Here is a 14,327-nt window from a genome sequence, read left to right on the forward strand (position 1 = left end):
ACTTTTCATGGATATCAAGACTGCCCTGAGCCGTATCGTCGGCCATCTGGACCTGAGCACCGCTGAAATGAGCGATGTGATGCGCGAGATCATGACCGGTCAATGCACCGACGCGCAGATCGGCGCGTTCATGATGGCCATGCGCATGAAGAGCGAGAGCATCGACGAAATCGTCGGCGCTGTGTCGGTCATGCGTGAGCTGGCCGACAAGGTTGAACTCAAGACCCTCGACGGCGTGGTCGACGTGGTCGGCACCGGCGGCGACGGTGCGAACATTTTCAACGTGTCGACGGCTTCTTCCTTTGTGGTGGCCGCTGCCGGCTGCACCGTGGCCAAGCATGGTAACCGCGCGGTGTCGGGTAAAAGCGGCAGCGCCGATTTGCTGGAAGCAGCAGGCATCTACCTGAACCTGACCCCGGTACAAGTGGCGCGCTGCATCGATCATGTCGGTATCGGCTTCATGTTTGCCCAGTCCCATCACGGCGCGATGAAACACGCCGCCGGCCCGCGCAAGGACTTGGGCCTGCGTACCCTGTTCAACATGCTCGGCCCGCTTACGAATCCGGCCGGTGTGAAGCATCAGGTAGTGGGCGTGTTCAGCCAGGCGCTGTGCCGGCCATTGGCTGAAGTCCTGCAGCGCCTGGGCAGCAAGCACGTGCTGGTGGTGCACTCCAAGGATGGCCTCGACGAGTTCAGCCTGGCGGCACCGACCTTCGTGGCGGAGCTGAAGAACGACCAGGTCACCGAGTATTGGGTCGAGCCAGAAGACCTCGGCATGAAAAGCCAGAGCCTGCACGGCCTGGCGGTAGAAAGCCCGGCCGCCTCCCTTGAACTGATTCGCGATGCCCTGGGACGCCGCAAGACCGAAAACGGCCAGAAAGCCGCAGAAATGATTGTGCTCAACGCCGGTGCGGCGCTGTACGCCGCGGATCACGCCTACAGTCTTAAAGAGGGTGTTGCCCTCGCTCATGATGCATTGCATACCGGGCTGGCGCGCGAAAAGCTCGAAGAACTGGGTGCGTTTACTGCGGTGTTCAAAGTGGAGAATGAAGGATGAGTGTTCCGACCGTTCTGGAAAAAATCCTGGCCCGCAAGGCAGAAGAAGTCGCCGAGCGCCGTGCCCGGGTCAGCCTGGCTGAGCTGGAAGGCCTGGCGAAAACCGCTGATGCACCGCGTGGGTTCGCCAATGCGCTGATCAAGCAGGCCAAGGAAAAACAGCCGGCCGTTATCGCTGAAATCAAGAAGGCTTCGCCGAGCAAGGGCGTGATTCGCGAGATCTTCATCCCTGAAGACATCGCCAAAAGCTACGAGAAGGGCGGCGCGACGTGCCTCTCGGTGTTGACTGATATCGACTTCTTCCAGGGTTCCGACCTGTACCTGCAGCAAGCACGTGCGGCGTGTTCGCTGCCGGTGATCCGCAAGGACTTCATGGTCGACCCTTACCAGATCGTCGAAGCCCGTGCCTTGGGCGCCGATTGCGTGCTGTTGATCGTCTCCGCACTGGATGACGTGAAAATGGCTGAACTGGCGGCCGTGGCCAAGAGCGTCGGCCTCGACGTGCTGGTGGAAGTGCACGACGGTGATGAACTGGAACGCGCGTTGAAAACCCTCGACACACCGTTGGTGGGCGTCAACAACCGCAACCTGCACACCTTCGAAGTCAGCCTGGAAAACACCCTCGACCTGTTGCCGCGCATCCCGCGCGACCGGTTGGTGATCACCGAAAGCGGCATCGTCAATCGCGCCGATGTGGAACTGATGGAAATCAGCGGCGTGTACTCGTTCCTCGTCGGCGAAACCTTCATGCGTGCAGAGAACCCGGGGGCTGAATTGCAGCGCCTGTTCTTCCCGGAGCGTGGCGTTGCCGTCAGTGGCTCGACCCTGGATTGATGATGACCCAGCCGGTGGCGATGACGGTCGAGGCAGGCCTTAAGGCCGAGCAGGATTTGCTCGCCGCGGTCTGTGCCGGCGAGCAACCGTTCGGCCTGCTGTTCTGGCAGCCCAGCGATCAAGCGTTGGTGATGCCTCGTCGTTTGAGCCGCCTTCCGGCATTCGAGACCGCCAGCCAGGTGTCGGCAGACGCCGGTTGGCCGGTGCTGCTGCGGGAAACGGGCGGTGAGCCGGTTCCGCAATCGGCAGCCACGGTCAATATTGCGTTGGTCTACGCGCCACCACGCAGTGAAGGTGACCAGGGCCGTATCGAAACCGGCTACCAGCGTCTGTGCCAGCCGATTTGCGACCTGCTGATCGAGTTGGGTGGCAACGCGTCGGTGGGCGAGATCGACGGTGCGTTTTGCGACGGTCGCTACAACGTCAACCTTGATGGTCGCAAAATGGTCGGTACCGCCCAGCGCTGGCGCCAGAGCGGCGGGCGCCCGGTGGGGTTGGTGCATGGTGCGTTGCTGCTGGATGACGATCGCGTCGAGTTGATCGCCGCGGTCAATCGCTTCAATGAAGCATGCGGCCTGGAACAACGGGTGCGCGCCGAAAGCCACATCGCCCTGCACGAAGCCTTTGCTGCGCCAGACGCGATTGCCCGGCTCGACACGTTATACCGCCAGATGCTTGCGAGCTTCCTCACGGTTTAACGGGTACCGAAGACCACCATGGTCTTGCCTTTGACATGCACCAGGTTGCGTTCTTCCAGGTCCTTCAGCACCCGGCCAACCATTTCCCTCGAGCAACCGACGATCCGCCCTATTTCCTGGCGGGTGATCTTGATCTGCATCCCGTCGGGATGGGTCATGGCATCCGGCTGCTTGCACAGTTCCAGCAGGCAGCGGGCAACCCGGCCGGTGACGTCGAAAAATGCCAGGTCGCCGACTTTGCGCGTGGTGTCTCTCAGGCGCTGGGCGATCTGGCCGCTCAAGGCGTACAGAATGTCGGGGTCCTGCTGGGCCAATTCGCGAAACTTGGCATAGCTGATCTCGGCGACTTCGCATTCGACCTTGGCCCGCACCCAGGCGCTGCGCTCCTGTTCCTTGCCCGCTTGCTCGAAAAGTCCGAGCTCGCCGAAGAAATCTCCGGTATTGAGGTAGGCGATGATCATTTCGCGGCCATCGTCATCCTCGATCAGGATGGTGACTGAGCCTTTGATAATGAAAAACAGGGTTTCCGAACGCTCGCCCGCGCAGATGATGTTGTGCTTGGCCGGATGACGCCGGCGCTGACAATGCATCAGCAGTTTGTCGAGGTTCTTGATTTTGGGTGTGGGAGTAATAGCAACCATGGTTGTATCCCGAAAAGACTGCACGGTGTTGGTGAGCTTGTTTTTTTATCCAGCGCGATCAACGGCTAAGCTACATCATCCAATGGATGGCAATGCGCCATTGATTTGGCGCCAGCTTAACAGACACATTCTGACTTCATTAGGGAATTTACCCAGCAAACCCTGCTGTTGATCGCTTTCATGGGAAACGCTGCCGGCCCAAAGTGCTGTGCTAAGCTGGCGACCCTTTTTTAGCAGTGGAGTCTGGGCGATGAAGGCACGCATCCAATGGGCGGGCGAAGCCATGTTCCTCGGTGAGTCGGGCAGTGGCCACGTGGTGGTCATGGACGGCCCGCCGGAAGCCGGTGGCCGCAACCTGGGCGTACGCCCGATGGAAATGCTCCTGCTCGGTGTAGGCGGTTGCAGCAATTTCGATGTGGTGAGCATCCTGAAGAAGTCCCGCCAGGCGGTGGAAAGCTGCGAAGCATTCCTGGAAGCCGAGCGTGCCACCGAAGACCCGAAGGTGTTTACCAGGATCCACATGCACTTTGTCGTCAAGGGCCGGGCGTTGAAAGAAGCCCAGGTCAAGCGGGCCATCGAGTTGTCGGCAGAGAAGTACTGCTCGGCCTCGATCATGCTGGGCGCTGCGGGCGTTGCCATCACTCATGATTACGAGATCATTGAGTTGGGCTGATTCTTCAATCGGCAGGCAAAAAGAAAGGGCGCTTGATAGCGCCCTTTTTTGTTTTCTGCTGAAACTAGATGCGGTACGTGCTTTTGGTCATGACCTTGGCCAGCAGGCTCATGCCAAATTTCACCGGTGCCGGGAAGCGGAAGCCGCCCGCGTCCAGCGCGCTTTCGGCGTGATGTTCTTCATCAATGCGCATCTGCTCAAGAATCGCCCGGGACTTTTCGTCTTCAGCCGGCAGTTGCTCGAGGTGTTCATTGAGGTGTTTGCACACCTGATGCTCGGTGGCGGCCACAAAACCCAGGCTGACTTTGTCGCTGATCAGCCCGGCCACCGCACCAATGCCAAACGATAAGCCGTAGAACAGCGGGTTCAGCACGCTCGGATGGCTGTTCAACTGGCGAATGCGTTGTTCGCACCAGGCCAGGTGATCGATTTCTTCTTCGGCGGCATGTTCCATCGCGGCGCGCACTTGCGGCAGCTTGGCGGTCAGGGCCTGGCCCTGGTACAGCGCCTGGGCACAGACCTCACCGGTATGGTTGATACGCATCAGGCCGGCGACGTGGCGGGTGTCGGTCTCGCTCATCTGCGCTTCGGGCCGCACGATGGCGGGCGACGGGCGGTGCGGTTGGCCGCTGAATGGCAGCAGCGTGCGCATGGCCGTATCGGCTTGCAGCAACAGACGATCAATCGGCGAGTAGTGACGTTGGGTAGTCATGCTGACCTCCGGGAAGAATCTCGGCGGCCAGTTTACCGCAAGAGAGGGGGAAGCGTTTGCGCTGGGTCAAATTGCTTGTGTGGCGAGGGAGCTTGCTCCCGCTGGAGTGCGCAGCGCTCTCGTTTTTGGGGCTGCTACGCAGCCCAGCGGGAGCAAGCTCCCTCGCCACAGCAAGCTGCCTCGCCACAGGTAGTGCTCAGCCCGGCGGCCAGTTCATCTGGCGTTGACCCAGAACATGCATGTGGATGTGATAAACGGTCTGTCCGCCATCTTCGTTGCAGTTCATCACCACACGGAAGCCCTTCTCACAGCCTTGCTCAACCGCCAGGCGCTGGGCGGTGAACAGGATATGCCCGGCCAGCGCCTTGTCTTCCTCGGTGAGGTCGTTGAGGGTGCGGATCGGCTTTTTCGGAATCACCAGGAAATGCACGGGTGCCATTGGCGCGATGTCGTGGAAGGCCAGGACCTGGTCATCCTCGTAGATGATCTTCGCGGGTATTTCTCTGTTGATGATCTTGGTGAACAGAGTATCCACAGCTGTTTCTCCATTGTGAAAGTGCAGGGTGAGTGTACTCAGGCGATCAGCGCGGGCAATAGGCCTTGTTGATCGCGCCGGCAATCTTGCGGGTCAGCCAGCGCGGGCTCAGGCGCGGGCTGAACGCCAGCCAGCGATTACGCCGGCCGGGAATGATGATGGCTTTGTTCCTGGCCAGCGCACGCACGGTGTAGAGCGCGACTTCTTCCGGGCTCATCAACTGTTGGCTGCGATCCGGCTTGGCGGTGTCCATTTGGGCGGTGCCGAAGAATGCGGTGCGGGTCGGGCCGGGGCAAAGAACGGAAACCTTGATGCCGCAGGTCTTCAGTTCCTCGCGCAAGCCTTCGGAAAAGTGCAGCACGTAGGCCTTGCTGGCGTAGTAAGTGCTCATCCATGGGCCGGGTTGGAACGCGGCAACCGACGCGACGTTGAGAATCTGCCCGCCGCCGTGCAGGGCCATGGCGTTGCCGAGTGCGTGGCACATGCGGGTCAGGGCGAGGATGTTGACCTCCATCAGGTCCTGCTCGGTCATCCAGTCCTGCGCCAGGAACGGGCCGCTGGTACCGATGCCGGCGCAGTTGACCAGCAGGTCGATCTGCCGCTCGCCTTCTTCCAGTTCCAGCAGGAACCCGGAGAGCCGCAGGGGCTCGCCCAGGTCACAGGCACGGAACAGCACCTCGACGCCGAAGCGCTGAGTCAATTCGATTGCAATGCTTTCCAACTGATCACGCTGGCGGGCCACCAGAATCAAGCTGCGGCCGCGACGGGCCAGTGCTTCGGCCAAGGCCTGGCCGATGCCGCTGGAGGCACCGGTGATCAGAGCGTAACGGGTCATGCGTTTCTCCATCGCAACGCTACCGGGCCTGTGACAGAGGCGTCACAGGCGTCGGGCGTTTTTCACTGTTGCGTAGAGTCTACAGGTTCGGCTGTGTCGTCAGCACTTTGCACATCGACTTCATCGACGGTGGTGGCCTGGTCGCTGTCGTCATCGGAGTTGATGGAGCTGCTTTCGTAGCTGCCGCCTACATCGCTTTCCAGTTGATCCAGGTAGCCGCTCATGCCAACCAACACCGCGCCGGCAAATACCAGCGGAATGAATGCGAGCCACAATGCGGAGAGGATTTTCACCGCAGTGGAGTTACGCGGTGGTGGCGCGCCGTACTGGTTTGCGCCCGTGTTACCGGGGAGGACCATCAGCAGGATCGGGAAGATGCTGCCAACGAAGGGCACCAGGTGCAGGAACCACAGCCAGCCGGACCAGCCCAGGTCATGCAGGCGCTGCACGGTGATCTGTACGCTGACCCACACAGCGGCCACGAGTATGGCAATCCCCACCAGGAAGCCAATGACCATGGCAATCGTCGGAGAGACCGCAGCGATACCAAGTCCGACGGTGAAGAACACGCTTGAGAGGAGGAGGATCACCACGCTCAGCACCAGCGTCCACGCCAGGAAGCGCAGGCGTCCGATCCGGCCGTTGACGGTGAATACCTTAAGGGTGGAAAACTCCGGCAGGTTCTCGCCAACCGCGGCCCGGGGCGGGGCGTAAGGCGATGCGGCGGGGCGGGTGTAGTCAGTCGCGCTGCCGGAGTCCGTTTCATGGGTTTCGGCAAGGCTGAAGGCGACCGGCTGCTCTTCTTCTATCCGCGCATCCACCCCGGCGTTTTTCAGCGCTTGCAGATAGGTCTCGGCATCGGCGCGGGAAAGGTCGCGTTTCAGCGCGACCGGGCGGCCGGTGAAAAGCTTTTCGATCGCGTCGACATCGCTTTTGAACAACTCGGCGAGGTTCAGCTTGGCGGTGGTGCTTTCGACACCCGGGAGCAATGCGCCATCAAACACAATCTTGAAACGGTTGTCGCTCATGCGGGCATCCTTGTCACTTGAATAGGGGAGGCCTGCCTTGATCAGCAGGCTTTGGATCGCGGATCAGCGTGGCCAGCGTTCAGGCAATTGTGCCGCATGCTCGAGCGCCTTGCGGTATTCGGCATCCAGGCGGGCCACGAGTTCATCGACGCTGGGCAAATCATCAATCTCTCCGACGCCCTGGCCGGCGGACCACACGGTCTTCCAGGCTTTGGCTTCGTCGTTGAGGGGCTTGAGCTTGGAGCCAAAATTGACTTCACCCTTGCCTTGCAGCGCGGCGAGGTCGAAACCGGCATTTTCCAGGCTCTGGCGCATGAAGCTTGCGGGAACACCGGAGACGGCTGGAGTGTGCACGATGTCGGCGGCACGCGATGTGAGCAGCATCTCTTTATAGGCATCCGGGGCATGGCTTTCGGTGGTGCCGATAAAACGCGTGCCGAAATAGGCCAGGTCGGCGCCGAGCAGTTGCGCGGCGAGGATTTCGTGGCCGTGGTTCAGGCAACCGGCGAGCAGCAGGGTTTTGTCGAAGAACTGACGGATTTCTGCGATCAGCGAGAACGGGCTCCAGGTGCCGGCGTGGCCACCGGCACCCGCCGCAACGGCGATCAGGCCATCGACGCCGGCTTCAGCGGCTTTTTCGGCGTGGCGCCGGGTGGTGACATCGTGGAATACCAGGCCGCCGTAGCTATGTACCGCGTCTACCAATTCTTTCACCGCGCCCAGGCTGGTGATGACGATCGGCACCTTGTGCTCGACGCAGATCGCCAGGTCAGCTTCCACCCGCGGGTTACTGTTGTGCACGATCAGGTTGACCGCATAGGGCGCCGGGTTATCCAGCAGCGCCAGGCCCGCTTCGATTTCTTCCAGCCACGCCTTGAAGCCGCTGCTTTCCCGCTGGTTGAGGGCAGGGAAGCTGCCGACGATCCCGTTGCGGCAGCAGGCCAGCACCAGTTGCGGGTTGGAAATCAGAAACATCGGCGCAGCCACGACGGGCAGGCGCAGACTGTGTTCGAGCGAAGCGGGCAGCGACATTGGAAGTACCCCGAGTAATAGAGATTAGAACGGTTTGACTACGACCAAAATTACGATAGCCAGCAATATCAGAACTGGCACTTCATTGAACCAGCGATAAAAGACATGGCTGCGGGTGTTTTCGCCACGGGCGAAACGTTTTACCTGCGCGCCGCACATATGGTGGTAGCCAATGAGCAGTACTACCAGAGTCAACTTGGCGTGGATCCACCCGCCGGATTGAAAGATGGCCGGGTTGAGGTAGATCAGCCAGCCGCCGAACACCAGGCTGGCGACCATCGCCGGGCCCATGATGCCGCGGTACAGCTTGCGCTCCATCACGCTGAAGCGTTCCTTGCTGATGGTGTCCTCGCTTTGGGCGTGGTAGACGAACAGGCGCGGAAGGTAGAACAGCGCGGCAAACCAGCAGACGATGCTGACGATATGAAAGGCTTTGACCCATAGATAAAGCATTTTTAGTTATTCCCAGGTTCACGGTAGCTGAAGATAGTAGTGGCTCTTGCGTCTACACGTCATGTTGAAGGTTGTCGCAGGACGATACGAACCCTATTATCGACGGCTTTCCAGTGGGTTCGTTGAGGGCAGGTTTATGGTCAAGGTCGGTATCGTCGGCGGCACGGGTTACACCGGTGTCGAATTGCTGCGTCTGTTGGCTCAGCATCCGCAAGCTGAGGTGGTGGTGATCACTTCCCGATCCGAGGCCGGCCTGGCTGTGGCCGATATGTACCCGAACCTGCGAGGCCACTATGACGGCCTGGCGTTCAGCGTTCCGGATATCAAGACCCTGGGCGCGTGTGATGTGGTGTTCTTTGCCACGCCTCACGGTGTGGCCCATGCCCTGGCGGGCGAGTTGCTGGCCGCCGGTACCAAGGTGATCGACTTGTCGGCAGACTTCCGCCTGCAGGACGCCGATGAGTGGGCCAAGTGGTACGGCCAGCCTCACGGTGCACCGCAGTTGCTGGAAGAGGCGGTGTACGGCCTGCCGGAAGTCAATCGTGAGCAGATCAAGCAAGCACGCCTGATCGCTGTGCCGGGTTGCTATCCGACCGCTACGCAGTTGGGGTTCCTGCCATTGCTGGAAGCCGGGCTGGCGGATGCATCGCGGCTGATTGCTGACTGCAAGTCGGGCGTCAGTGGTGCTGGTCGTGGGGCCGCTGTAGGTTCGCTTTACTCCGAGACGTCGGAAAGCATGAAAGCCTATGCAGTCAAAGGCCATCGTCACTTGCCGGAAATTCGCCAGGGGCTGCGTCGTGCTGCGGGCAAGGATGTCGGCCTGACGTTTGTGCCGCACCTGACACCGATGATCCGCGGGATCCACTCCACACTGTATGCGACAGTCGTTGATCGCTCGGTAGACCTGCAGGCGCTGTTTGAAAAGCGCTATGCCAATGAGCCGTTCGTCGATGTGATGCCGGCGGGCAGCCACCCGGAGACCCGCAGCGTGCGCGGTGCCAACGTGTGCCGTATCGCAGTGCATCGTCCACAGGATGGTGACCTGGTGGTGGTATTGTCGGTTATCGACAACCTGGTCAAGGGCGCTTCGGGCCAGGCTGTGCAGAACATGAACATCCTGTTTGGCCTGGATGAGAAGCTGGGCCTGTCCCACGCGGGCATGCTGCCGTAAATTTTCTGCTGTTGCGCAAAGGCCCGTTGATCGGGCCTTTCGTGTTTTTAATGGCCGCTGCGCAGATTGATATACCGTAACAATAGTTGACCGCTTTTCTAGGAGAAGCGGATAATGCCCGCCATCACGCATATGGCGGCGCTACGCCGGGAGATTATCAGCATGAGCGTTGAATCCTTCACCCCCACGGCTTTGCAATTCACCCACGGTGCTGCGCACAAGGTGAAGAGCCTGGTCGATGAAGAGGGTAATGATCGCTTGAAGCTGCGCGTATTTGTTACGGGCGGCGGTTGTTCAGGGTTTCAGTACGGTTTTACCTTCGATGAAGACGTGGCCGATGACGACACCATCGTTGAGCGCGAGGGCGTCAGCCTGGTTGTCGATCCGATGAGCTTCCAGTACCTGGCAGGAGCCGAGGTGGACTATCAGGAAGGTCTGGAAGGTTCGCGCTTCGTGATCAAGAACCCGAATGCCACCACCACTTGTGGTTGCGGGTCTTCGTTCTCGATCTGATCGACAGCGGATATAAAAACGCCGCTTGGCCTTGATAGGGCTAAGCGGCGTTTTGCTGTGTGGGATTCAGGCGGGGTAGATCGCGCCGAGTACACGAAGGCCGCGGGCGCCGGTGACGCTGGGGCGGTTGGCGGCGATGCCTTCCAGGCAGCAATGGGCCAGCCAGGCGAACGCCATGGCTTCGACCCAGTCAGGGTCTACGCCGCAGGTGGCGGTGCTGCTGACCTGGGTCGCCGGCAGCAGGGCGCTCAGGCGGCTCATCAAGGTTGCGTTGTGGGCGCCGCCGCCGCAGACCAGCAGGGTTTCGGTCTGTGGTTGGGCGGTTTGCAGGGATTCGACGATGGTCAGGGCAGTCAGCTCGAGCAATGTGGCTTGCACGTCCTGGGCTGCGAATGGCGGCAATCGTCCCAGGTGATGCTCAAGCCATCCCAGGTTGAAGACTTCGCGACCGGTGCTTTTTGGCCCCTTGGTCACAAAGAACGGATCGCTGAGCAATGCCTTGAGTAGCTGGGGTTCAACCTTCCCGCTGGCAGCCCACTGGCCATCGCGGTCGAAGTTCTCGCCGCGTTGCTGGTGAATCCAGGCATCCAGCAGGACATTCCCCGGCCCGCAGTCGAAGCCCGCGACCGGTTTGCCGGTCTCGATCAGGCTGAGGTTGCTGAAGCCGCCCACATTCAGTACGGCGCGGTTGCCCGTACGCTCGCCAAACAGTGCCTCATGAAATGCAGGCACCAGCGGGGCGCCTTGGCCTCCGGCGGCGACATCGCGGCTGCGGAAATCACTGACGACGGTGATTCCGGTCAATTCGGTGAGCAGTGCCGGGTTGCCGATCTGCACGGTAAAACCCCGTGCAGGTTCGTGACGAATGGTTTGGCCGTGGCTGCCAATCGCTCGAATGTCCTGGGGCTTGAGGTTCTGCTGATCGAGTAGGGCGTGAATACCTTGGGCGGCAAGCGTCACCCAGTTCTGCTGCGCGAGCGCCGAACGGGCAATCTCGTCCGGGCCGCTGGCGCACAGGCCAAGCAGCTCGGAACGCAGGGATTCAGGCATGGGGATGTAGTGGGTGGCGATCAGCTTGATCGCCGGGCCTTGCTCGATCAGCGCAATGTCCAAGCCATCAAGGCTGGTCCCGGACATCACACCTATATAGAGCGACATGGCTTAGCGCTTCGCCGAAGCCAGGAGAGTAGAGCGCTCCTGGTCCATGCGGGCCATCAATGGCTGGCTCTGCTGCAGGAAGCGAGCGCGCTCGGCCTTGGCGATCGGGTCGGCCATTGGCAGCTTCTGGCCCAGTGGGTCGACGTGCACGCCGTTGACCTGGAACTCGTAGTGCAAGTGCGGGCCGGTGGACAGCCCGGTAGTGCCGATGTAACCGATCACCTGGCCCTGCTTGACGTTGCCGCCGGTCTGGATGCCCTTGGCGAAACCTTGCATATGGCCATACAGCGTACGGTAGGTGGCCCCGTGCTGGATGATCACGGTGTTGCCGTAGCCGCCACGGCGACCAGCCAGCAAGACCTTGCCGTCACCGGCAGCCTTGATCGGCGTGCCACGCGGGGCGGCGTAGTCGACGCCTTTGTGAGCGCGAATTTTGTTCAGAATTGGATGCTTGCGACCCATCGAGAAACGCGAGCTAATACGGGCGAAGTCAACCGGGGTACGGATGAACGCCTTGCGCATGCTGTTGCCGTCGGCGGTGTAGTAGCTGCTGTTGCCTTGTTTGTTGGTGTAGCGCACGGCGGTGTAGGTCTTGCCACGGTTGGTAAATCGCGCAGAGAGGATGTTGCCGGTGCCGACGACCTTGCCGTTGGCGACCTTCTGTTCGTAGATCACGTCGAATTCGTCACCCTGGCGAATGTCCTGGGCGAAGTCGATGTCGTAGCCAAACACGCTGGCCATGTCCATGGTCATGCTGTGGGACAGGCCGGCGCGGGCGGCGGACTGCGACAGCGAGCTGTTGATCACGCCGTGTACATAGGCGGAGCGCATGACCGGCTTGGTGGTGATGCGGTTGAACGCAAAGCCCTTGGCGCCTTTGGTCAGGGTGATGCTTTCCAGGTCGCTGACGTTGCTGTGCAGGTTGGTCAACTGGCCGTCGGGCGCCAGTTCGAATTCAAGCTTCTGGCCATGCTTGAGTTGGGTGAATTGCTTGGCCTGCTTGTCGCTTGCCAGTACATCGTTGACCGTCGCGGCGGGGAGGCCGACCTTTTCGAACAGGGTCGAAAGGGTGTCGCCCTTGGCAACAATGACTTCCCGGTGCAGCGGGTTCTTGGGGGCCTCTACTACCGCAGGTTCGGCCTGTGCGGTTTCCTTGGTGTCTTCGGCGCTGCTTTCGATCTGGGCAAACGGCGATTCGGCTGCGCCATTTGTGGCTTGAAGTGCGTCGGAAGCGTCTTGATCTTGTGTCAGTTGCTCAACCGGACTTTCAAGGTCAAGGCTTAGGGTCGTTCGTTTGGCTTCTACGTCGCTGGAAGGAAATACCAGGAGTGCCAGGCTCAGAAGGGCGGCGATCCCACTTGCGGCGAGCAGGTGGGTCTTCGGGTAAAGCGGCGGCGCTTTAGACGGTTCTGTGGTCATAAGTAATTTTGACTTTGAAAAGATGAATTGGAAAAGATGAATGACATGATGAAGATGAAATAACTGTATAAAATATAACCAAATCATCTGTGGTGCAAGCTTGCGAACGCTGGGCTTGCTGAACGGTGTCCGTGCGCAGGGCAAAACTTGTAATTAGTCCCTGATCTTGTATGGTTGGTTCCCTTTTGAATCTGAGCCTTGCGGGTCTGTTATGAAGTCGGTTGAAGAGCAGCTAGCGCTGATCAAACGTGGTGCGGAAGAACTGTTGGTCGAAGCTGAGCTGATCGAAAAGCTCAAGCGTGGCCAGCCCCTGCGTATTAAGGCCGGCTTTGATCCGACGGCGCCGGATCTGCACCTTGGGCATACGGTGCTTATTAATAAGCTGCGCCAGTTCCAGGAACTGGGGCATCAGGTGATCTTCCTTATAGGTGACTTCACCGGGATGATCGGCGATCCGAGCGGCAAGAGCGCTACGCGTCCGCCGCTGACCCGTGAGCAGGTTCTCGATAACGCCGAGACCTACAAGACCCAGGTCTTCAAGATTCTTGATCCGGCCAAGACCGAGGTGGCCTTCAACTCCACCTGGATGGATCAGATGGGGCCGGCGGATTTCATTCGTCTTACGTCCCAGTACACCGTTGCTCGCATGCTCGAGCGCGATGACTTCGATAAGCGCTACTCCACTAATCAGCCGATCGCTATCCATGAGTTCCTGTACCCATTGGTTCAAGGGTATGACTCGGTGGCGTTGCGTGCCGATGTCGAGCTGGGCGGTACTGATCAGAAGTTCAACCTGCTGATGGGGCGTGAGCTGCAGCGTGCGTATGGGCAAGAGGCTCAGTGCATTCTGACGATGCCGTTGCTGGAAGGGCTGGATGGCGTCAAGAAGATGTCCAAGTCCCTGGGTAACTATGTCGGTATCCAGGAAGCGCCGGGTGTGATGTACGGCAAGCTGGTTTCGATTCCGGATGCGCTGATGTGGCGTTACTTCGAACTGTTGAGTTTCCGCTCGATGGATGAGATCAATGCATTGCGTGCTGAAGTGGAAGCTGGGGCTAACCCGCGGGATGTGAAGATCAAGCTGGCTGAAGAGATTGTTGCGCGCTTCCATGGTGAAGAGGCTGCGGCCAGTGCTCACCGTGCTGCGGGTAACCGTATGAAGGATGGCGAGCTGCCGGATGATCTGCCTGAGATTGAATTGACTGCTGGCGAGGCAATGCCGATCGCTGCCGTCCTTAATAAGGCGGGCCTGGTGAAGAACTCGGCGGTGGCGCGCGACCTTCTGGGGTCTGGCGGTGTACGTATAGATGGTGAGGTTGTCGATCGCACCTTTATATACGAACTGGGCGCGACCCACGTTTGCCAGGCCGGCAAGAAGGCATTTGCGCGTATTACGCTTAAATCCGAATAAACCTGAAATTAACTGTTGACGGCGTTTTATATCTGTCTATAATTCGCCCCACTTCCGGCGCAGTCGAAACGGAAAACTCCTTGGTAAACAAAGAGTTATGTAGGTTTCGACAGCGAGCTGCTTCAGATCATCGAGGCCCAGAAGGAGTTAGTAAGGCA

General features: G+C 59.8%; 16 protein-coding genes. 7 read left to right on the forward strand and 9 right to left on the reverse strand.

Features of this window, described 5'->3' with window-relative positions:
- Positions 1 to 7 precede the first annotated feature (7 nt).
- From trpD to HX814_RS10325, 3 genes are read left to right on the forward strand one after another with little or no spacing between them, the layout of a single operon-like run.
- Positions 8 to 1,057, forward strand: coding sequence for an anthranilate phosphoribosyltransferase (gene trpD, locus HX814_RS10315; RefSeq protein WP_003210955.1), 1,050 nt, complete (start codon positions 8 to 10; stop codon positions 1,055 to 1,057).
- Positions 1,054 to 1,890, forward strand: coding sequence for an indole-3-glycerol phosphate synthase TrpC (gene trpC / locus HX814_RS10320; protein WP_063026793.1), 837 nt, complete (start codon positions 1,054 to 1,056; stop codon positions 1,888 to 1,890). The genes trpD and trpC overlap by 4 nt, the downstream gene beginning before the upstream one ends.
- 2 nt (positions 1,891 to 1,892) lie before the next feature.
- Positions 1,893 to 2,588: a lipoate--protein ligase family protein gene (locus HX814_RS10325; RefSeq protein ID WP_177008793.1), complete on the forward strand. Its 696-nt coding sequence runs from the start codon at positions 1,893 to 1,895 to the stop codon at positions 2,586 to 2,588.
- Here the strand turns inward: HX814_RS10325 and crp are convergent.
- Positions 2,585 to 3,229, reverse strand: a complete 645-nt coding sequence (gene crp / locus HX814_RS10330; RefSeq protein ID WP_017476332.1) for a cAMP-activated global transcriptional regulator CRP — start codon at positions 3,227 to 3,229, stop codon at positions 2,585 to 2,587. The two genes, HX814_RS10325 and crp, sit on opposite strands and share 4 nt — an antisense overlap.
- Positions 3,230 to 3,479: 250 nt before the next feature.
- Here crp and HX814_RS10335 point away from each other — a divergent pair, with 250 nt between their 5' ends.
- Positions 3,480 to 3,902: an OsmC family protein gene (locus HX814_RS10335; RefSeq protein ID WP_003210947.1), complete on the forward strand. Its 423-nt coding sequence runs from the start codon at positions 3,480 to 3,482 to the stop codon at positions 3,900 to 3,902.
- Between the two features lie 64 nt (positions 3,903 to 3,966).
- On the opposite strand, the gene coq7 is transcribed toward HX814_RS10335, so the two are convergent.
- The 6 genes from coq7 to hemJ all read right to left on the reverse strand — a co-directional run bounded on the left by coq7 (position 3,967) and on the right by hemJ (position 8,497).
- Positions 3,967 to 4,614, reverse strand: coding sequence for a 2-polyprenyl-3-methyl-6-methoxy-1,4-benzoquinone monooxygenase (coq7, locus tag HX814_RS10340; protein ID WP_003210945.1), 648 nt, complete (start codon positions 4,612 to 4,614; stop codon positions 3,967 to 3,969).
- 196 nt (positions 4,615 to 4,810) lie between these two features.
- Positions 4,811 to 5,149 carry a histidine triad nucleotide-binding protein gene (locus HX814_RS10345; protein ID WP_003210943.1) on the reverse strand — a complete coding sequence of 113 codons (339 nt, stop codon included), beginning with the start codon at positions 5,147 to 5,149 and terminating at the stop codon, positions 4,811 to 4,813.
- 46 nt (positions 5,150 to 5,195) lie between these two features.
- Positions 5,196 to 5,984, reverse strand: a complete 789-nt coding sequence (locus tag HX814_RS10350; RefSeq protein WP_177008792.1) for an SDR family oxidoreductase — start codon at positions 5,982 to 5,984, stop codon at positions 5,196 to 5,198.
- A 62-nt stretch (positions 5,985 to 6,046) separates the two neighbouring features.
- Positions 6,047 to 7,012, reverse strand: a complete 966-nt coding sequence (locus HX814_RS10355) for a DUF805 domain-containing protein (protein WP_177008791.1) — start codon at positions 7,010 to 7,012, stop codon at positions 6,047 to 6,049.
- A 63-nt stretch (positions 7,013 to 7,075) separates the two neighbouring features.
- Entirely contained in the window at positions 7,076 to 8,044 is a 969-nt protein-coding gene (locus tag HX814_RS10360) for a nitronate monooxygenase family protein (protein WP_003210939.1), read from the reverse strand.
- 24 nt (positions 8,045 to 8,068) lie between these two features.
- Positions 8,069 to 8,497 carry a protoporphyrinogen oxidase HemJ gene (gene hemJ / locus HX814_RS10365; RefSeq protein ID WP_177008790.1) on the reverse strand — a complete coding sequence of 143 codons (429 nt, stop codon included), beginning with the start codon at positions 8,495 to 8,497 and terminating at the stop codon, positions 8,069 to 8,071.
- 136 nt (positions 8,498 to 8,633) lie between these two features.
- Between hemJ and argC the strand changes: the two genes are divergently transcribed.
- Together argC and erpA are read left to right on the forward strand one after the other, a co-directional pair.
- On the forward strand, positions 8,634 to 9,668 hold the full coding sequence (gene argC / locus HX814_RS10370; protein WP_003210935.1) for an N-acetyl-gamma-glutamyl-phosphate reductase: 1,035 nt from the start codon (positions 8,634 to 8,636) through the stop codon (positions 9,666 to 9,668).
- Between the two features lie 162 nt (positions 9,669 to 9,830).
- Positions 9,831 to 10,181 carry an iron-sulfur cluster insertion protein ErpA gene (gene erpA, locus HX814_RS10375; protein ID WP_003176443.1) on the forward strand — a complete coding sequence of 117 codons (351 nt, stop codon included), beginning with the start codon at positions 9,831 to 9,833 and terminating at the stop codon, positions 10,179 to 10,181.
- Positions 10,182 to 10,247: 66 nt separating this feature from the next.
- Here erpA and HX814_RS10380 read toward each other — a convergent pair whose 3' ends face one another.
- Both HX814_RS10380 and HX814_RS10385 read right to left on the reverse strand, forming a co-directional pair.
- The gene (locus HX814_RS10380; protein ID WP_008434463.1) at positions 10,248 to 11,339 is read right to left on the reverse strand and encodes an anhydro-N-acetylmuramic acid kinase; all 1,092 of its coding nucleotides are present in this window, start codon (positions 11,337 to 11,339) and stop codon (positions 10,248 to 10,250) included.
- A 3-nt stretch (positions 11,340 to 11,342) separates the two neighbouring features.
- On the reverse strand, positions 11,343 to 12,758 hold the full coding sequence (locus tag HX814_RS10385; protein WP_003210931.1) for a peptidoglycan DD-metalloendopeptidase family protein: 1,416 nt from the start codon (positions 12,756 to 12,758) through the stop codon (positions 11,343 to 11,345).
- 211 nt (positions 12,759 to 12,969) lie between these two features.
- On the opposite strand from HX814_RS10385, the gene tyrS reads away from it, so the two are divergent.
- On the forward strand, positions 12,970 to 14,169 hold the full coding sequence (tyrS, locus tag HX814_RS10390; RefSeq protein ID WP_003210928.1) for a tyrosine--tRNA ligase: 1,200 nt from the start codon (positions 12,970 to 12,972) through the stop codon (positions 14,167 to 14,169).
- Positions 14,170 to 14,327: the final 158 nt, after the last annotated feature.

This window comes from Pseudomonas sp. C8002, assembly GCF_013385765.1.
Classification (GTDB): Bacteria; Pseudomonadota; Gammaproteobacteria; order Pseudomonadales; family Pseudomonadaceae; genus Aquipseudomonas.